The sequence below is a fragment of the Isoptericola sp. NPDC056618 genome (genome assembly GCF_042792715.1).
Lineage (GTDB): Bacteria > Actinomycetota > Actinomycetes > Actinomycetales > Cellulomonadaceae > Isoptericola > Isoptericola nanjingensis.
In genome coordinates, this window is record NZ_JBHTVZ010000001.1 from 53,915 (window position 1) to 72,129 (window position 18,215).

General features: G+C 75.5%; 18 protein-coding genes. 5 read left to right on the top strand and 13 right to left on the bottom strand.

Going from position 1 to position 18,215, the window contains the following annotated elements; genetic code table 11:
• Window positions 1–137: 137 nt before the first annotated feature.
• Complete coding sequence (locus tag ACFQ8T_RS00230) at window positions 138–683, top strand: hypothetical protein (RefSeq protein WP_430544564.1); 546 nt, start codon at window positions 138–140, stop codon at window positions 681–683.
• A gap of 34 nt (window positions 684–717) precedes the next feature.
• Here ACFQ8T_RS00230 and ACFQ8T_RS00235 read toward each other — a convergent pair whose 3' ends face one another.
• On the bottom strand, window positions 718–2,385 hold the full coding sequence (locus ACFQ8T_RS00235) for an acyl-CoA dehydrogenase family protein (protein ID WP_430544565.1): 1,668 nt from the start codon (window positions 2,383–2,385) through the stop codon (window positions 718–720).
• Between the two features lie 21 nt (window positions 2,386–2,406).
• The gene (locus tag ACFQ8T_RS00240) at window positions 2,407–3,231 is read right to left on the bottom strand and encodes a hydroxymethylpyrimidine/phosphomethylpyrimidine kinase (protein WP_430544566.1); all 825 of its coding nucleotides are present in this window, start codon (window positions 3,229–3,231) and stop codon (window positions 2,407–2,409) included.
• A 62-nt stretch (window positions 3,232–3,293) separates the two neighbouring features.
• Between ACFQ8T_RS00240 and ACFQ8T_RS00245 the strand changes: the two genes are divergently transcribed.
• Window positions 3,294–4,085 (top strand): deoxyribonuclease IV, encoded by a 792-nt coding sequence (locus ACFQ8T_RS00245; protein WP_430544567.1) that lies wholly within the window; start codon window positions 3,294–3,296, stop codon window positions 4,083–4,085.
• A 22-nt stretch (window positions 4,086–4,107) separates the two neighbouring features.
• Here the strand turns inward: ACFQ8T_RS00245 and ACFQ8T_RS00250 are convergent, their stop codons facing one another.
• The 3 genes from ACFQ8T_RS00250 to ACFQ8T_RS00260 all read right to left on the bottom strand — a co-directional run bounded on the left by ACFQ8T_RS00250 (window position 4,108) and on the right by ACFQ8T_RS00260 (window position 6,473).
• Window positions 4,108–4,488 (bottom strand): hypothetical protein, encoded by a 381-nt coding sequence (locus ACFQ8T_RS00250; RefSeq protein ID WP_430544568.1) that lies wholly within the window; start codon window positions 4,486–4,488, stop codon window positions 4,108–4,110.
• A 67-nt stretch (window positions 4,489–4,555) separates the two neighbouring features.
• Entirely contained in the window at window positions 4,556–5,218 is a 663-nt protein-coding gene (locus ACFQ8T_RS00255) for a response regulator (protein ID WP_430544569.1), read from the bottom strand.
• A gap of 10 nt (window positions 5,219–5,228) precedes the next feature.
• The gene (locus ACFQ8T_RS00260) at window positions 5,229–6,473 is read right to left on the bottom strand and encodes a sensor histidine kinase (RefSeq protein WP_430544570.1); all 1,245 of its coding nucleotides are present in this window, start codon (window positions 6,471–6,473) and stop codon (window positions 5,229–5,231) included.
• 130 nt (window positions 6,474–6,603) lie between these two features.
• Between ACFQ8T_RS00260 and ACFQ8T_RS00265 the strand changes: the two genes are divergently transcribed.
• Window positions 6,604–7,515 (top strand): ABC transporter ATP-binding protein, encoded by a 912-nt coding sequence (locus ACFQ8T_RS00265; RefSeq protein ID WP_430544571.1) that lies wholly within the window; start codon window positions 6,604–6,606, stop codon window positions 7,513–7,515.
• Window positions 7,512–8,321 carry an ABC transporter permease gene (locus ACFQ8T_RS00270; RefSeq protein ID WP_430544572.1) on the top strand — a complete coding sequence of 270 codons (810 nt, stop codon included), beginning with the start codon at window positions 7,512–7,514 and terminating at the stop codon, window positions 8,319–8,321. The genes ACFQ8T_RS00265 and ACFQ8T_RS00270 overlap by 4 nt, the downstream gene beginning before the upstream one ends.
• 22 nt (window positions 8,322–8,343) lie before the next feature.
• Here the strand turns inward: ACFQ8T_RS00270 and ACFQ8T_RS00275 are convergent, their stop codons facing one another.
• Window positions 8,344–10,260, bottom strand: a complete 1,917-nt coding sequence (locus tag ACFQ8T_RS00275; protein WP_430544573.1) for a cation:proton antiporter — start codon at window positions 10,258–10,260, stop codon at window positions 8,344–8,346.
• 204 nt (window positions 10,261–10,464) lie between these two features.
• Between ACFQ8T_RS00275 and ACFQ8T_RS00280 the strand changes: the two genes are divergently transcribed.
• Window positions 10,465–11,184 carry a PadR family transcriptional regulator gene (locus tag ACFQ8T_RS00280; protein WP_430544574.1) on the top strand — a complete coding sequence of 240 codons (720 nt, stop codon included), beginning with the start codon at window positions 10,465–10,467 and terminating at the stop codon, window positions 11,182–11,184.
• On the opposite strand, the gene ACFQ8T_RS00285 is transcribed toward ACFQ8T_RS00280, so the two are convergent.
• The 7 genes from ACFQ8T_RS00285 to ACFQ8T_RS00315 form a co-directional block, all read right to left on the bottom strand.
• Complete coding sequence (locus ACFQ8T_RS00285; protein WP_430544575.1) at window positions 11,155–12,912, bottom strand: PQQ-binding-like beta-propeller repeat protein; 1,758 nt, start codon at window positions 12,910–12,912, stop codon at window positions 11,155–11,157. The genes ACFQ8T_RS00280 and ACFQ8T_RS00285 overlap by 30 nt on opposite strands.
• 78 nt (window positions 12,913–12,990) lie before the next feature.
• The gene (locus tag ACFQ8T_RS00290) at window positions 12,991–13,203 is read right to left on the bottom strand and encodes a hypothetical protein (RefSeq protein WP_430544576.1); all 213 of its coding nucleotides are present in this window, start codon (window positions 13,201–13,203) and stop codon (window positions 12,991–12,993) included.
• A 114-nt stretch (window positions 13,204–13,317) separates the two neighbouring features.
• Window positions 13,318–14,304, bottom strand: a complete 987-nt coding sequence (locus ACFQ8T_RS00295; RefSeq protein WP_430544577.1) for a cytochrome d ubiquinol oxidase subunit II — start codon at window positions 14,302–14,304, stop codon at window positions 13,318–13,320.
• The gene (locus tag ACFQ8T_RS00300) at window positions 14,301–15,611 is read right to left on the bottom strand and encodes a cytochrome ubiquinol oxidase subunit I (protein ID WP_430544578.1); all 1,311 of its coding nucleotides are present in this window, start codon (window positions 15,609–15,611) and stop codon (window positions 14,301–14,303) included. The genes ACFQ8T_RS00295 and ACFQ8T_RS00300 overlap by 4 nt, the downstream gene beginning before the upstream one ends.
• Before the next feature lie 106 nt (window positions 15,612–15,717).
• Window positions 15,718–15,918: a DUF4177 domain-containing protein gene (locus ACFQ8T_RS00305; RefSeq protein WP_429763096.1), complete on the bottom strand. Its 201-nt coding sequence runs from the start codon at window positions 15,916–15,918 to the stop codon at window positions 15,718–15,720.
• Between the two features lie 70 nt (window positions 15,919–15,988).
• Complete coding sequence (locus ACFQ8T_RS00310) at window positions 15,989–17,248, bottom strand: ABC transporter permease (protein ID WP_430544579.1); 1,260 nt, start codon at window positions 17,246–17,248, stop codon at window positions 15,989–15,991.
• Window positions 17,245–18,138 carry an ABC transporter ATP-binding protein gene (locus ACFQ8T_RS00315; RefSeq protein WP_430544580.1) on the bottom strand — a complete coding sequence of 298 codons (894 nt, stop codon included), beginning with the start codon at window positions 18,136–18,138 and terminating at the stop codon, window positions 17,245–17,247. Before ACFQ8T_RS00315 ends, ACFQ8T_RS00310 begins: the two co-directional genes overlap by 4 nt.
• Window positions 18,139–18,215 lie beyond the last annotated feature (77 nt).

Sequence of the window (18,215 nt, forward strand, 5' to 3'; positions counted from 1 at the left end):
GGGCCGCGCCCGCCCGCGCGGCTCCATCCCGCACGACGAGGCAGCGCGCCCGAAGGTTCAGGTGAACCGCCGGCGCCGCGATCTCGTCGTCCCTCACAGCAGCACCCGAGCGGAGAGTCCGAGCCGGAGGAGTCATCATGCGCACCACGAGGTCACGACTGGCCGCCCTCGCCGCGGCGGCGGCGCTCGCCACCACCCTGGCCGCGTGCGGCGGCGGTGGGGGCGGCGGCTACGGCGGCGGGGCGAGCACCCCGACCGACACCATGTCGGGCTCGTCCTCCGGCGGCGGGTCGGGGAGCGCCGGCGCGCTGTCCACCGCCGACAGCGACCTGGGCACGATCGTCGTCGACGGCCAGGGCATGACCGTCTACTACTACACGCCCGACGAGGCCGGGTCGGGCAAGAGCGAGTGCACCGGCGAGTGCCTGGCCGCGTGGCCGCCGGTGCATGCCGGCAGCGCGACGCCGGAGGTGCAGGGCGTGACGGCCGAGGTCGGCACGATCACCGGCAACGACGGGGTGTCCCAGGTGACGCTCGACGGCCGCCCCGTGTACCTGTACGCGGGGGACGCGGCGCCCGGGGACGTCGCGGGCCAGGGCCTCCAGGACATCTGGTGGGTGGTGGCGCCTGACGGCTCCGAGATCACCACGATGCCCGGTTCGGGCGGCGGCGGGGGCTACTGACGCGGCCCCCGCGGCGCGCGGTCATCGCGCACGGTCACGGCCCGGCGTGCCGTCGCAGGATCGCGGCGGCGTCGATGCCGCGCGGCAGGACGCCGTACCCGTGGCCGCGGTCGGCGCCCAGCCGGGCGGCCACGAACGCGTCCGCCGACGCCGCCGGGGCGTACCGCACCATGAGCGACGCCTGCAGCCCGACGGCGAGGGCCTCGACGACGCGGCGCGCGGAGGCCTGCTGCTCGGCGGGGTCCGCGCCGGCGAGCCCGGTGAGCACCGCGCGGGTCGCGGCGAGGTGCGCGTCGAGGTCGCGGTGGGCGCCGGCGCCGAGCGCGAGCTCGGCGTCGACGGCGGCCAGCGACGCCGGCTCGCGCGTCATGGCCCGCAGCACGTCCAGCGCGACGACGTTGCCCGAGCCCTCCCAGATCGCCATGACCGGCTGCTCGCGGTAGCGCCGGGCCAGCGGGAACGCCTCGGTGTACCCGTTGCCGCCGAGGCACTCCATCGCCTCGTAGGCGTGGTGCGGGCCACGCTTGCACACCCAGTACTTCGCGACGGCGGTGGCCAGGCGGCGGAACGCCCGCTCGCCCTCGTCGTCCGCGTCGTGCGCGGCGGCGAGGCGCATCGAGGTGAGCGTCGCGGCCTCGGACTCCAGCGCCAGGTCGGCGAGCACCGCCGTCATCGCGGGCTGGTCGACGAGGGCGGCGCCGAACGCCGTCCGGTGCCGCGCGTGCCACAGCGCCTCGGCGACGCCCTGGCGCATCCCTGCCGCGCTGCCGTGCACGCAGTCCAGCCGGGTGCGCTGCACCATCTCGATGATCGTGCGCACGCCTCGGCCCGGCTCCCCCACCAGGTGCCCGACCGTGCCGTCCAGCTCGACCTCGGCGGACGCGTTGGACCGGTTGCCGAGCTTGTCCTTCAGCCGCTGGAGGCGGAAGACGTTGCGGGTGCCGTCCTCGAGGACGCGCGGCACGAGGAAGCAGGACTGGCCGTCCGGGGCCTGGGCGAGCACGAGGAACGCGTCCGACATCGGCGCCGAGCAGAACCACTTGTGTCCGGTGAGGACGTGCGTGCCGTCCCCGGCCGGCACGGCGCGGGTCGTGTTGGCCCGCACGTCGCTGCCGCCCTGCTTCTCCGTCATCGCCATGCCCACGAGCGCGCCGGGCTTGGCGCCGGGCGCGGCGAGGGCGCCGTCGTACCCGGTGGCGAGCAGGCGCGGCTCCCAGAGCGCGGCCAGGTCAGGGGCGTGCCGCAGGCTGGGCACGGCGGCGTGCGTCATCGACACCGGGCACGCGTGGCCGGCCTCGACCTGGCCGAACAGGGAGAACAGGGCGCCGCGGACGACGTTCGCCCCCGGCCGCGGGTCGGCCCACGCGCTCGTGTGCGCGCCGCGGGCCACGGCCGCGGAGATCACCTCGTGGTAGGCGGGGTGGTACTCGACCTCGTCGATCCGCCGTCCCCGCCGGTCGTGGGTGCGCAGCACCGGCTCGTGGGTGTTCGCGAGCTCCGCGGCCCGCTGGAACGCCGCGCTCCCCACGTGCGCCCCCGCCTCGACGAGCCGCTCCTCGCCCCAGCCGCCGCCGAAGGCGTGCGCGGCGTCGCGCAGCACCGGGAAGTCGAGGTACTCGTTGACGTCCACCCGCTCCGGCGGCTGGTTGGTCACCTCGTGCGTGCGGTGCCCGCCCGCGCGCACGTCCTCGTCGACGGTCACGGCGGCTCCTTCCTCAGGTCGTCAGGAGGCGTACGCGCCCTGCCACACGGTGTCGAACGGCGTGCGGGCCTCGACGCGTGCCTCGATGCCCTGCGTCACCATGTCCTTCGCGACCCGGACCGCGGTGTGGACGTCGGCGCCCTTGGCGAGCTCCGCGGTGATGGCCGCGGCGAACGTGCACCCGGCGCCGGAGACGCGCTCCTCGCCCACCTTCGGCGTGGCGAAGACGGTGACCTCGTCGCCGTCGAACAGGACGTCGACGGCGTCCGGGCCGGGCAGCTCGACGCCGCCCTTCGCGACGACGTACCGGCGGCCGTGGCCGTCGCCCAGCCGGGCGTGGATGCGGCGCGCGGCCTCGGTCAGCTCCTCGACGGAGGTGATGTCGTCCATCCCGGCGAGCGTCTTGGCCTCGAAGAGGTTGGGCGTCACGACCGTGGCCAGCGGCAGCACCCGCTCGCGCAGCGCGGTGTCGGTGTCGAGGGCGGCGCCCGGCTCCTGGCCCTTGCAGATCAGCACCGGGTCGAGGACGACGTGCCGCCACGGCTGCGTCTCCAGCGAGCGGGCGACGACGTCGATCGTGGCGGGCGTGCCGAGCATCCCGATCTTCACGACGTCGAGCGCGTGGGTGGACGTCGCGGCCTCGAACTGGTCCGCGATGACCTGCGGCTCCACGGGCACGAACCGGTGGCCCCAGTCGTGCTTCGGGTCGAACGAGACGATGCAGGTCAGCGTCCCCACCCCGTAGGTGCCGAGCTGCTGGAAGGTCTTGAGGTCGGCCTGGATCCCGGCCCCTCCCGTGGCCTCGGACCCGGCGATGACGTACGCGAGCGGCGGCGTGGTGCTCATGGTGGGCCAGCCTACGACGGCGGCGGGCGGGCGTTGTCGGGCGCGATCCGTAGGGTGGGCGCATGAGCGTGAAGATCGGGGCCCACGTCGACCGGACCGACGCCGTCGCGCAGGCGAAGGAGATCGGGGCGGAGGTGGTGCAGGTGTTCCTCTCCGACCCGCAGGCCTGGAAGGTGCCGCCGCTCGACCATCCCGGCGGGGCGGAGGCCTTCCGCGAGGAGACGGCGGCCGCGGGCCTCGACGTCTTCGTGCACGCGCCGTACGTGATCAACGTGGCGTCCACCAACAACCGCATCCGCATCCCCAGCCGCAAGCTGCTCCAGCAGATCATGACCGGCGCCGGCGAGATCGGGGCGAAGGGCGTCGTCGTGCACGGCGGGCACGTCACCGCGAAGGACGATCCGGACGTCGGCTTCGACAACTGGCGCAAGGCGATCGACGCGCTCGAGACCGACGTGCCCGTGCTCATCGAGAACACCGCGGGCGGCGACTTCTCCATGGCGCGCCGCCTCGACCGCCTGGAGATGCTCTGGGCAGCGGTGATGCGGGCGAACGGCGCCGAGAACGTCGGCTTCACCCTCGACACCTGCCACGCCTGGGCCGGGGGCATCGACCTCGCGACCGCCGTCGACGACATCCGCGCGATCACGGGCCGCATCGACCTGGTGCACGCCAACGACTCCCGCGACACGGCGGGCTCCGGCGCCGACCGCCACGCGCACTTCGGCGACGGGAACATCCCGCCCGAGCTGCTCGTCGGCGTGGTCGCCGCCGCCGGCGCGCCCGTCGTGTGCGAGACGCACGGCGACATGGGCCCCGACATCGCGTGGCTGCGGGAGCGCCTGGCCGCCTGAGGCCGCGGCGGACCGGGCCGCCTCAGGAGTCGCCGGGACGCCGGGCGTAGTCGGACAGGAACTGGCCGAACACCCCGAGGAAGAGCAGCACGAGGGCGGGAACGGACGCCAGCGGGCCCAGGGTGTCCCTGAGGTGCCACCCGACCACGTCTCCGACGTGAACCAGCGCGAGCCACACCACCGCCGCGACGATCCCGCCGATCATGACCGGCCCGGTCCGGCGCCTCACCGGCGCATCCGGCACCAACGCCGCGGCGTAGTCCTCCGGCGTCCCGAGCTCCCGCTCGAGCACGGTGTCGTCCCGCAGGGGCGAGGCCTCGACCTCGCGCACGACGACGGCGATCATCGGCTCGGGGGCGCTGCGCGCACGGAGCGCCACGGTCAGCCTCCGGACATAGGTCACGGCACGCACCACGCGCCGGGGATCGTCCGCGCTCGGGCCTCGTCGTGCGACCGAGCGGCTCGGCCCGTCACCTCGCGGCCAGCCCGGCGTCGTGCACGACGATGGCGGCCTGCACGCGGTTGGCGGCGTCCAGCTTGGTGAGGATGCGCGACACGTGCGTCTTCACGGTCGGGACGCTCATGTAGAGCTCGGCGGCGATCTCGGCGTTGGACAGCCCGCGCGCGACGGCGAGGGCGACGTCGCGCTCGCGCTCGGTCAGCGTCTCCAGCCGCGCGGCGGCGGCCCGGCGGCCGTCGGGCGCGGACCGGTCGGTGACCCGCGCGATGAGCTGTTCCGCGACGCGGGGCGACAGGGTCGGCTCCCCCGCCGCGGCCGCCCGGACCGCCGCGACCAGGCGGTCCGGCGGGGTGTCCTTGAGCAGGAACCCGGCCGCGCCCGCGCGGAGGGCCTCGACGATCATGTCGTCCGCGTCGAACGTGGTGAGCACGATGACCCGCGCGTCGGGCACCGACCGGAGGCGGCGCGTCGCCTCGATGCCGTCCAGGCGCGGCATGCGGATGTCCATGAGGACGACGTCGGGCCGCTCGCGCGCCACGACGTCCAGCGCCTCGAGCCCGTCCGACGCCGTCGCGACGACCTCCAGGTCCGCGTCGCCGCCCAGGATGAGCGTGAGCCCGGAGCGCACCAGCGCGTCGTCGTCGACCAGCACCACACGCGTCGTCCCGCTCATGCCGCCCACCTCATGCCGCCCACGGTAGCCAGGCCTCCAGCACGAACGCCGCGGCGCGCCCGTCGCGCGACGCCGGGTCCGCCGTCGTGCCGTACGACAGGCGGCCGCCGACGAGCTCCACGCGCTCCGTGAGCCCCACCAGGCCGAGGCCCGACGGCGGGGGCACGGACGCCTCGGGCACGGGCCCGACGCTGCGGACCGGGTTGCGCACGACGATCGTCAGCCCCTCGCCCGGCGCGCCCGTGACGGCGACGGCCACGGGCGCCCACGGGGCGTGCTTGCGCGCGTTCGTCAGCCCCTCCTGGACGATCCGGTACGCGTGCCGGCTGACCGCCTCGCCGAGCCCCGCGGCCCGCTCGGCCAGGTCCTCGATCCCCTCCACCCGGACGTCGGCACCGTTCGCGCGGGCCTCGGCGAACAGCTCGGCGAGGTCGGCCAGCGACGGCTGCGGGGGCTCCGGCGGCGCGCCACCCTCCCCGTCCCCGGCGAGCGGGTCGCGCAGCACACCCAGCACCTCCCGCAGCTCGGTCAGCGCGGCGTGCGCGTTGTCCCGCACGACGCCGGCGGTCTCCGCGACCTTCTCCGGCGGCAGGTCGGTGCGGTAGGCCAACGCCCCCGCGTGCATCGCGACGAGCGAGATCCGGTGCGCCAGCACGTCGTGCATCTCGCGGGCGATGCGGGTCCGCTCCGCCGTGCGCGCCTGCGCCACCCGGCTCACCTGCTCCCGCTCGGCCGTCTCGGCCCGCTCCTGCAGCGACGCGAGGTGTTCCCGGCGCAGGCCGATGTACGCGCCGATCCACACGAACAGGGCGTACATGACCGCGCCGCCGACGAGCTCGATCCACCGGTCGTAGGACTCCGGGGTGACGTACGGGTGCAGCGTGCTGTGCACCCGTCCCGCGGCCACGAACACCACCCCGACGACGGCGATCTTCCACCACCGCCGCGTCGTGGCCAGGGAGATCACCGCGATGGTCTCGGCGCCGACCACCAGGGACGAGACCGTCGCCGCGGCGCACAGCACCAGCGCGATCGTCAGGGGGGCCCTGCGGCGCAGGAGCAGCAGCCCCAGCCCGACCAGCCCCACGAGGAAGTCCAGCGCCCACTGCGCGTCGGTCATCTGCCGCTGACCGGTGTCCACCTCCCAGGCCACGAGGACCATCACCGTCAGGCCGGCAAGGAGGGCGACCAGCACGCGCCACGTCTCCCCCCACACCCGGCGGGCGCGGGACGGACGGGCAGGGGCGGTCGGCACGACGTCGAGCCTAGGCAGCGGCGGCACCGCGGGCATCCGCCGGGCGGAGGTGCCGCATCCTCCGGAAGGAGGACACGAACCATCCCCTCGCCGGACGCGGCGTCCGCCCGCGCCCGGGCAGGGTGGAGCCATGATCACCGTGGAGCACCTCACCAAGAGATACGGGCCGGCCGTGGCCGTGGACGACGTGTCGTTCACCGTCGAGCCCGGCCACGTGACCGGCTTCCTCGGCCCCAACGGCGCCGGCAAGTCCACGACGATGCGCATGATCACCGGCCTCACGCCGGCCACGTCGGGCTCCGCCCGCGTGCTCGGCAAGCCGTTCACGGCGCTCGCCAACCCCGGCCGGCGCGTGGGCGTGCTGCTCGACGCCGGCGCCCAGCACTCCGGGCGCACCGGGCGCGAGGTGCTCACCCTCGCCGCCCTCATGACCGGCGTCGACCGCCGCCGCATCGACACCACGCTCGACCTGGTGGGACTCACCGACCGCGAGGCGGCCCGCCGCGTGGGCCAGTACTCCCTCGGCATGCGGCAGCGGCTCGGGCTCGCGTCCGCGCTGCTCGGCGACCCCGAGGTGCTGATCCTCGACGAGCCGGCCAACGGCCTCGACCCCGCCGGCATCCGCTGGATGCGCGACCTGCTGGACGACTTCGCCTCCCGGGGCGGCACCGTGCTGCTCTCGTCGCACCTGCTGCGCGAGATGGAGGCGGTCGCCGACCGGATCGTCGTCATCGGCCGCGGCCGCGTCGTCGCCGAGGGCCACAAGGACGACCTGCTCCGCCAGGCCGGCGCGTTCGTCCGCTCCACCGACGACGCCGCGCTCGCCCTCGCGCTGCGCCAGGGCGGCGCCGGCGTGGAGGAGCTGGCCACCGGCGGACTGTCGGTCGAGGCCGAGCCCATCGACGTCGGCCGCGCGGCCGCCGCCGCGGGCGTCGTGCTCGCCGAGCTGCGCGCCGCCGACTCCCGCGGCCTCGAGGACCTCTTCCTCGAGCTCACCGCCGACGACGCCCGCGAGCAGACCCGCATGGAGGTGTCGGCATGACCACCGCGACCCCGACCCGCGCCGCCGGCGCGAGCCGCACGAACCGTCCGGGCGCCGACCTGCGCCCCGTGTCCTTCGCGACCCTCACGCTCGTCGAGTGGCGCAAGCAGCTCGACACCCGCGCAGGCCGCTGGATGCTGGCCGTCATCGCGATCATCACCGCGGCGGTGCTCGCCGTGATGATGGCGGTCAACGGCGGCAACCACTCGTTCAGCGCGTTCGTCGTCGGCACGACCACGCCGATGGCGATGCTGCTGCCCATCGTGGGCGTGCTCGCCGCGACGTCCGAGTGGTCCCAGCGGACCGCGCTGGTGACGTTCACGCTCGAACCCCGCCGCACGCGCGTCGGGCTGGCCAAGGTGGTCGGCGCGATCGGCTCCGGTCTCGCGCTGCTCGTGCTCACCGTGGGCCTCGCCGCCCTCGCGCACCTGCTCGTCGTCGCCTTCCGCGACGCCGACCCTGCCTGGGACGTCTCCGTGCGCGCCGTGCTCTACCTGGCGCTCTCCGTCGTGCTGTTCATGGCGCAGGGCGTGGGCTTCGGACTGCTGCTGCGCAGCACGCCGGCCGCGATCGTCACGCTGCTGCTCGCGCCGACGCTGTTCGGCCTCGTGGGCGGTCTCGTGCCGGGCATGGCCGACGTCCTGCCCTGGATCGACCTCGGCACCGCGGGTCAGCCGCTGCTCTTCGGCAGCGCGCTCGACGGCCAGGGCTGGGCCCAGCTCGCCACCGCGACGCTCATCTGGGTGGTCGCGCCGCTGGCCGGCGGCCTGTGGCGGACGGCGCGCAGCGAGATCTCGTCGTCCTGACCTGATCGGCCGGCCGGCCGGATCAGCCGTCGAGGTGCCCGCGCATCTCGACGGCGATCTGGTCGGCGTCGAGCTGGTCCAGGGCCCTGCTCAGCAGGTCCGAGTCGTAGGTCCCCACGGCTCGGGCCTCGAGCAGGGCCTTGCGCTGCGCGGAGATCGTCGCGAGGCGCAGCTCGAAGAACTGGGCCGACAGCTCCTCGGGCGTCGCCTCCTCCTCGTCCTGGTCGGCCTGCTCGCGCACGACGACGGTCCGTACGCGCTCCACGACGTACGGCGCGTACGGGGTGCCGTCCTTGCGGCGCAGCCCCGGGTCGTCGAGCAGATCGCGGGCGGTGCCGTCGACGATCTCGCGCAGCCCCTGCGTGCCCTCGTCGAACCGCGACGACGTGACGCCCGCCAGCCCCAGCCGTCGCACCACCCACGGCAGCGTGCCGCCCTGCACCAGCAGGGTGCCCGCCGCGACGCCGAACGCGATGAGCACCAGCAGGGACCGCTGCGGGAAGTCCTCCCTGGGCAGGGTCTGCGCCGCCGCGAGCGTCACGACGCCGCGCATGCCGGCCCACACGATGACCACGCCCTCCTTCGGCCCGAGCGGGGCGGCGAGCAGGTAGTCGACGTCGGCGATCCGGCGGGTGAACCGCTTGCGGAACTCGGCGATCCGGTCCATCCGGCGCTGCCGGATCCGCTCCTTCTGGTCGTCGGACAGCCCGCCCGCAGCCGCGGTACGTCGCTTCTCCGCCTCGAGCTGCACACGGCGCTGCACCCGCCGGACCTGGCGGCGCGGGTTGCCGGCCTCCCACACGCGCTGGTCGCCCTGCGTCCACACGGCCGAGAGCGCCTTCGCGGCGTCGGGCGTGATGATCCCGTGCGGGTCGGTGAACTCGTCGAGCTTCGCGGAGACCCGCTGCTCCATCCGGTCGAGCGTCTCCCGGACCTGCTCCGCGCGCCGGCGCCGGGCCGCGAGGTAGCGCAGCAGTGGCAGCACGAACAGCGCGCGCAGCGCGATGACGACGACCGCCGCGAGCGCCGCGACGCCGACCGCCGTCCACAGCGACCCGTGCGCCTCGCGGACGTCCTGGACGAGGCCGAACACCTCCAGGCCCATGGCGAGGAACAGCCCGCCCTCGAGCAGGGTCTCGATGGTGCGCCAGTTCATCCGTTCGGCCACCCGGTCCTGGGGACTGAGGTGCCGCGCCGAGAGCGTGCTGGTGACGAGGCCGGCCGCGACGGCGGCGACGATGCCCGACGCGTCCAGCTCCTCGGCGGGCAGGTACGCCACGAACGGCACGACGAACGACACCGCGGTGGACAGCGCGGCGTGCCGCAGGTGCTCGCGCGCCCACAGGCCGAGCCGGCCGACGATCACGCCGATGAGGACGGCGAGCAGCACGGCCTTGAAGAAGCTGCCGACCACCCCCCACAGGCTGACGCTCGCGGCCGTCGCGGCGATCGCGGACCGCAGCAGCACCAGGGACGTCGCGTCGTTGAGCAGCCCCTCGCCCTCGAGCATCACGACGACGCGCTGCGGCGCCCCGAGCTTCTTGATGATCGACGTCGCGACCGCGTCCGTGGGGCTGACGATGGCGCCCAGCGCGATGCCCGCGGCGAGGTCGATGCCGGGGATGACCCACGAGAACACGAACCCGAGCAGCACCGCGGTGATGACGACGAGCAGCACGGCCATCCCGCCTATCGCCGTGAAGTCGCGCCGGAAGTCCATCGAGGGGAACGAGGCCGCCGAGGCGTAGAGCAGCGCGGGCAGCACGCCGACGAGGATGATCTCGGGATCGATCTCGATGGCCGCGACGGCGGGGACGAAGCTCACGGCGACGCCGATCAGCACCAGGACCAGCGGTGCGGCGACCCCGGCCCGGGGTGCCAGCGCGGTGACGGCGATGACGACGACCGCCGCGAGCACCGCGACGAGTAGCACCTCCATGCCGTTCAACGTAGGCGCACCTCCGCGCGTTCTCCTGGCCCCGTCACCGAACCGGTATCAGAGTGACCCACGTCACAGCTTCCAGGGTTGTCCTAACGATATATCGCGTCCTATCTTAGATACGTCGCCGCCCGAGGTCGAGGCGCCGCCGGCGCTCCCCGGGCGACACCGACCATCCATCCCGAACCAGTGAGGACACCGCTCATGCGTACCCCCCGAGACACCTCTTTCGATCCCCGCACCTACGACCCCCGGTCCTTCGACCGGCACCCCTTCGACCGTCAGCCCGGCCCGCGCGGCGACCGCCGCCGCCGGGGCGACTTCCCCGGCCCCGGCGGCTTCGGCCCCGGGTTCCCTCCCGGCCCGGGCTTCGGCCCCGGCTTCGGACCCCGCGGCCACCGGGGCGGCGGCCGCCGCGCCGGTCGCGGTGAGATCCGCGCCGCCCTGCTGCTGCTCCTCGCCGAGCAGCCGATGCACGGCTACCAGGTGATCACCGAGCTCGCCGAGCGCACGGACGGCCGCTGGCGCCCCAGCCCGGGCGCCGTCTACCCGGCCATCTCCCAGCTCCAGGACGAGGGCCTCGTCACGGTGGCCGACGACGGCGGACGCCGCCTCGCGTCGCTCACCGACTCCGGCCGCGCGTACGTCGAGGAGCACCGCGACGAGCTCGGCACCCCGTGGCAGAAGGTCGCGGAGGACCCGCGGCGCCAGGGGCACGAGCTGCACCACGCGATGCGCGCCCTGGGCGGCGCCGTCGAGCAGGTCGCCCGAGCGGGCACGCGCACGCAGGCCGAGGCCGCGGCCGCGGTGCTCGACAAGGCGCGGCGCGATGTCTACCTCGTGCTCGCGGACGACGTCGCCCCCGACGCCGACGCCGACGACGCCGACGACCCGTCAGCCGAGGCCGACGATCTCGGTCGGTGACCAGCGGACGAGCCGGCCGGCGACCGCGAGCTGGACCCCCCAGCCGTCGCCGCCGAGCTCGACCTGCCACAGCTGACGGCCCGAGGCGGCGTCGAGCGCTACCCAGTGCACGACGTCGCCTCGGGCGTAGTCCGGCACCACGAACGCGGCCAGCCGCCCGTCGGTGAACGCCGCGTCGACGAACCGCGGCCCGTACGCCCCCATCGCGTCGAGCCCCTCCACCAGGTCGGGGCGCACCCACAGCACGTCCCCCGTACCGAGGTCCACGCCGTACACGCGCCGGCCCTCGTCCACCAGCACTGCCACCTGAGCGGTCCGCACCAGCACGCTGGTGCTGCGCACGTCGGTGCGCCACAGCTCGGTCCCGTCGTCGGACGTCGCCACCGTCGCCGCGCCGCGCCGCGCGAGGTGCACACCGTCCCCGCCCCCGTCCGTGCTGAGCGGCACGAGGTACCGCCCGCGCACCTCGCGCACCTCGGTGCCGTCGTCGCGCAGGATGCGGTCGGTGGCGGTGGGGTCGTCGGCGCTGAGGTCGTCGGCGTCGGTGCGCACCGCGTAGCCGCCGCCGGTCAGCGGCTCCACGGAGAACCCCTCGAACGTCCCGGGGTCGGCCGGGCGGTCCAGGCGACCGCCGTCCGGCGTGAACCACGCGTCGATGCCGCACCCGCCGAGCCACAGCAGGCGGTCGGTGACCACCGTCTGGACGCCGCCGCGCAGGTCCACCCCCGACGTCGTGCCGTCGTCCGACCACCGCACGCACAACGACGGGTCCACCGCGCCGTCGAACGGGATCGTCTGCTGCCACCGCCGGTCGCCCGTGACCGCGTCCTCGACCCGGACCCGCAGGTCGTAGCCGTCCGAGATGGCCCCCGCGTCCGCGACGCCGGCCACGATGTCGTCCGCGACCCGCGGGTCCACGGGCGACGCCTCGCCCACCCACTCGACGGAGACCAGCGACCCGTCGCCGCCGGGGTAGAGCTCGGCCGGGGAGCCCTCCACCTCCCGCGTGCCCTCCACGGTGCCGTCGGCGGCGACCACGGTCACCGTGCTGCGCCGCACCCTGTCGCCCTCCGAGGCGCCGCCGTCGGAGGGCCGCGCCGTCACGCACACGATCCGGTCCGCCGTGTCCGCCTGGACGCCGCCCGACCACACCTGCATCCCCGGGCCGCACGAGCTCGCGCCGGCCGGGAGCGCCACCTGCCAGCGCCGCTCGCCGGTCTCGACGTCCAGTCCGAGGAGCGTCTCCTGGCGCTGCGCCACCACCAGCCCGCCCGCCACCGCCATGAGTCCGCCGGGCACGCTGCCCTCCGCCTCGACCCGCCACACCTCGTGCGGCTCGGCGCTCAGGTCCAGGACCCCGCCGGGCGCGGCGCGCAGGGCGGCGATGCGGCCGCGGTCGCCCACCGTGTCGACGACCACCGCCGTGAGCGCCGCCGCGACGACGACCACCGCCGCCACGAGTCGGCGGCCGCGCAGGGCGACGCGAGCGCGGTCCAGCGCGCGGTGCCACGAGAGCGGCTCCGCGTCCGAGGGCGGCGCGAGGTCACCCGGGTCGTCGTCGACGTCGTCGGGGTCGAGGTCGATGAGGAGCGGGCCGCGGGACCCCGCGCTCCGGGTGGCCCGGACGACCGGCGCGTCCGCGGGATCCTCGAGGTCGTCGGGCGCCGCGCCGTCCGCGTCGAGGTCGAACGTGTAGGCGTCCGGGCGGGCGCCGCGTCGTCGGGCCACCTCTCGAACCTAAGCCTGGCCCGCGTGCCCGGCGACCCGTGCGCGCCCCCGCTGTTCAGGGCCCGCTCGTACCGCCGCTCAGAGCGCCCGGCGGCGCTCCACGGAGCGCGCGACGGCGAGCTCCAGCAGCGCGGTGCGGGCACGCCGACGGCGGTCGTCGGGGTCGACCGTGAGCCGGTCGCCGGGGTTGGCGCGACGCCCCGCCCCGGAGGCGGCCGCCGAGTGCGGCGAGGGCAGGACCGCCCGCGACGGGGCGGGGACGGGGGTCGGGACGGGCATCGTGGCAGCCATGGGAGACCTCCTTCGCGCGGCCCGGGCGGCCGCTCGTCCCCATGCTGCGCGGCGCCGGTTTCCGCGGTGTTGCCCGGGCGTCACGACCACGTCAGGACCCGGACGGCGGAGCGCTCAGAGGAACACGGCGGTGCGCGGCCCGAGCGGGCGCACCAGCACCCGCCAGCTCACCGCCTGCGCCGCGAGGACGGCGGCGAACGCGCCCAGCACGGGCCACGTCAGGCCGTGCAGCACCGCCGCGGGCGCGGCGAGGGCGAGCACCGCGGGCCCGACGACGGCGGCGGTCGCGGCCACCGGCACGACGGCGAGCAGCGGGCCGGAGGCGCGCACGACGCCGGTGCGGTGCACGCCGCGGTCCAGGTCGAAGCGGGCCGCGAGCGCCACCCCCGCGACGGCGACGAGCAGGACGGCGGCGACCAGCGCCGACGCCGTCCCGAGCGCCGCGACGGCGAGCGCGCCGAGCGCGGCCAGGGTGGCGAGCGCGGCGGCCGGCACGAGGGCGCGGCGGACACGCCGCCGGGCCTCCCGCGCGATCGCCTCGGGCGCCCGGGCGGCGACCACCAGCCCGCCGTGCACCCGCGCCGTCGCGACGGCGAGCCCCGCCGTGACGACCGGCAGCCCGAGCGCGAGCGCCTGCGCCGCCCCGGAGCCGCCGTCGGCCTGCGGCCCGACCACGGAGAACCGCACCCACGCGACGCCGGACAGGGCGCCGAACGCCGCCGGGAGCGCGAGGCTCGCCGCCTGCCCGACGGCGTCCCACCCCCGGCGCCAGACCGGCGAGGGCAGGCGGCTGCGCAGCCAGAGCGCGGCGTCGCGCACCACCCAGGCCACCAGCAGCGCCACGACGAACGGGTACCCGGCCGCCCAGAGCGTCGCCTCGACGTGGCCGAAGGCGGCGAGCAGCACGCCCGCCGCGGCGACGAGCCACACCTCCCCCAGCAGCAGGAACGGCGCGACCGTGGCCAGCACCGTGCGGCGGCGCGCGTCGCTGCGGCCGCCGAGCGCGCGCACCAGCGGCACACCGCCCTGGACGGCGCCGTCGAGCGCGGCCCACCCGGCGAGCAGGACGGCGAGCAGCAGGCCCCAGCCGAGGGCGTTCATCGGGTGCCTCCGAAGGTGAGGAGCTCGGCGCGGTCGTCGCGCCGGGTGCCGCCGTCGTCGCGCCCGTCGCCGTCGTCGTCGGCGTCGTGCAGCACCTGGGCGGGCGGGGCGCCGAGGGCGAGGCGCGTGGTGCCGCGGCGGGCGAGGCGCGCCATCACCGACCAGTCGACGACGGCGAGGGTGGCCATCACGCCGACGAGGACGACGAGGGACGTGATCACCGCGCCCGCGGAGGCGCCGGAGACGGCGTCCTCGGTGCGCAGCACGCCCGCGATCGCCCACGGCTGGCGGCCGATCTCGCGAGCCGCCCACCCGAGCAGCGCGGTGAGGAACGGCACGGGCAGCAGCGCGGTGAGCATGGCGTAGAGGCCGGTGCGCAGCGGCCGCCAGAGGCGGAACAGCACGTTGCCGGGCAACAGGAGCAGCAGCACGCACCCGACGACGAACACCAGGCCCGCGACGCCCTGCATCACCCCGTACGCGATGCCCACGACCGGCGGGTCGCCGCCGGGCACGTGCTGCAGGTACGCGAACTGCGCGTACCCGAAGCTCGTGGCGACGAACGCCCCGACCGTGCCTGCGACCAGCCCGATCCGCATCGAGCGCCGCCACACGTCGTTCTCCGGCGACATGACGGCGCCCGGCAGGCCCGCGGCGATCACGCCCGGCAGCCGCGACGGCGCCCGGCGCAGGTGCCAGGCGCTGACGCCCACCAGCAGGAACGCGCCCGCCATGAGGCAGGCGCCCACCACGTGCAGCGCGGACAGCAGCGCCGCGGGGTTGGTGACCAGGGCCGCGGCGTCGGTGACGCGGGCGACGCCCTCCACCATCTCGAACCCGACCGGGTTCCGCAGGAAGCCGTTCGCCACCATCACGGTGAACGCCGACAGGTAGCCGGTGACCACCACCGCCCAGAACGCCGCCGTGTGCGCCCAGCGCGGCAGCACGTGCCACCCGAACACCCACAGCCCGAGGAACGTGGACTCCAGGAAGAACGCCGCCATCGTCTCGATCACCAGCGGGGCGCCGAACACGCCACCGGCGACGTCGAGCAGGCCCGGGAAGTGGAGCCCGAGCTGCAGCTCCATGACGATGCCGGCGGCGATGCCCAGCGCGTAGTTGACCAGGTAGAGCTGCCCCCAGAAGCGGGTGGCGGTCTCGAGCGTCGCCGCCCGGCCGGCGCCGGCAGCCCACCGGGTCTGCAGGATCGCCACGACGGGCCCGAGCCCCAGCGTCACCAGGACGAAGAGGAAGTGGGTCCCGGCGAGCAGCGCGAACTGCAGGCGGGCGGCGTCGACGGCGGTCATGCGGCTGACGCTAGGGCGCCCGAGCCCCGCGATCCCAGGGTTTTCGGGACCTTCGGGGGACAACCCTGAGCGATTTCGGGGGACTCCCCTACCCCCACGGCCGACCTCAGGCGGCGGGGCGCTTGACGACGACCACGACCTCGATGGCCTGGCCGGCGCCGTAGCTCGGCGACAGCGTGCCCACCGCCTCCCAGCCCTCGCGGCCGAGGTCGTTGAGGTCGCGCTCCATCTGGGCGTAGTCGAACCCGCGCATCGCGAGCTTGTAGGTGAGCACCTTGTGCTCCCACGCGGTGGTCGGTGCGGTCATGGCCGGGCTCCCTCGTCGGTGTTCGTGGACGGTGTCGGTGGAGGGCTTCGGTGCGGGCGCGGGCCGCCGGTCAGGCGCGCGCCGTCAGGGCGCTCCGCCAGCCGACGCGTCCGCCGGTCTGCAGCAGCGCGCCGCGGTAGGCCCGCTCGCTCACGAGCAGCGCGACGACGGCGAACGCGGCGAGGATCAGCAGGGAGACGATCGGCTCCCACCACGCGGCGTCGCCGGACAGCACGCGCACGGGCATCGAGACGACGTTCGCCACGGGGACGTAGGACAGGACCGTCTCGAAGGTGCCGCTGGCGGAGAACGTCAGGAAGTACACGCCCATGATGGCCATCGTCATCGGGGTGGTGGTGTGCTGCAGGTCCTCGGTGCGCGACGCCAGCGCGCCCGCCACCGCGTACAGGGCCGCGAGGCCGAGGAAGCCGACCGCGAAGAAGAGCACGAACCAGACGAGCGACGTCGACAGCGACGGCAGGATCGACGCCGTCGGCGTGAACGACAGGGCCGCGAGGCCGACGGCGGCGAACACCACGTTCTGCGCCAGCGCCACGACCGAGCTGCCGAGGATCTTCCCGGCCAGCAGGTGCCGCAGCGGCACGGCGGTGGCCATGATCTCCACCAGCCGCGACTGCTTCTCCTCGACCACGCTGCCCGCGATCATCTGCCCGGAGCCGAGCGCCCCGATGAAGAACAGCAGCGCGAGGGCGAACGACGCGAAGAACAACGTCTGCGAGTCCACGGCGTCGCCGTCGACCCGGTCCGTGGTCAGGGTGCCGCCCGCGGTGAGCTCGGCGGTCGTGGTGCCGGCGGCCTGCGCGTTGGCGTCGAGCGTCTCCGCGGCCACCCCCGCCGTGAGCAGGCGGGTGAGCGTGCTGTCGGGGTCCGCCTCGCCGGTGAGCACCCAGCCGCCGTCGCCCCCGTCCGCGCTCCCGTCAGCAGGGTGCAGCCAGCCGTCCGCGTCGCCGTCGGCGAGCGCCGCGCGGGCGGTCGCGCCGTCGGGCACCTCGAGGGTCGTGAGCTCGGCGCCGCCGCCCTGGTCCTCGGGGATCGCGGCCGCGGACTCGACCGCCGCCGTCGCCGCGGCGTCGCCCGCCGGGACGGCGACCGTGAAGCTGTCGGTCTTGCCGCCCTGCCAGGCCATGAACCCGGCCAGCGCGGCGATGATCGCGACCGAGACGAGCAGCCCCACGAGGAACGTCTTGTTGAGGGCGCGCACCACGATCTCGCGCTTCATCACGACGAGCCACGCGCCGCGGGTGCTCTCCTCGCCGGTCCGGTCGAGGGTGCCCGGCGTGTCCGGGCGGGTCGGGGTCGTGGTGGTCATGCCGTCACCTCGCGGTAGATCTGGGCCAGCGTGGGCCGGACGGGGGTGAGCTCGCGGACGCCGCCGCGCTCGAGGCCGGTGGCGAGCAGCCGCTGCAGGGCCGCGTCGTCGGCCACCTCGAGCAGCGCGACGGGCCCGTCGACGTCGACCGCGTGCACGCCGAGGACGCCGCGCACCCAGCCGGCGTCGCCGCTCGTGACGAGCCGGTGGCGCAGCGCGCCGGTCCGCTGCAGGTCGGCGGGCGCGCCGTCCGCCATGACGCGGCCGGACTTGAGGATGACGAGCCGCTCGCACAGCCGCTCCACCAGGTCGAGCTGGTGCGAGCTGAACAGCACCGGCACGCCGCGGGCGGTGTGCTCGGCGAGCAGGTCGACCATGCCGTCGACGGCGGCGGGGTCGAGGCCGCTGAACGGCTCGTCGAGCACCAGCAGCCGCGGCGTGCCCATCAGCGCGGCGACGATCTGCACGCGCTGCTGGTTGCCGAGCGACAGCTTCTCGACGTGCTCCTTGGAGCGCCCGGCGAGGCCGAGCCGGTCGAGCATGTCCAGCACCTCGGCGCGGGCCCGCGGGGCCGCGATGCCGCGGAGGCGTGCGAGATAGACGAGCTGGTCGAGCACCGGCTGCTTCGGGTAGAGCCCGCGTTCCTCCGGCATGTACCCGAACGCGCGGCGGTCCGCGCGCGTCACCGGGTCGCCGCCGAACCGGACCTCGCCCGCCGTGGGCGCGAGGACGCCCATGATCATGCGCATGGTCGTCGTCTTGCCGGCGCCGTTGCCGCCGACGAACCCGGTGAGCAGCCCGGGCGGGGCCGCGAACGAGACGTCGTCGACGGCCGTGAGGTCGCCGAACGTCCGGGTCAGGCCCCGGACCTCGAGGGAGTCGTTGTCCATGACGACGACGCTACGGACCGCGACCCCGCGGCGGATCCGCCCGGCGGCGGAGATCCGCGCCTCCCCCTGCCGGCGGA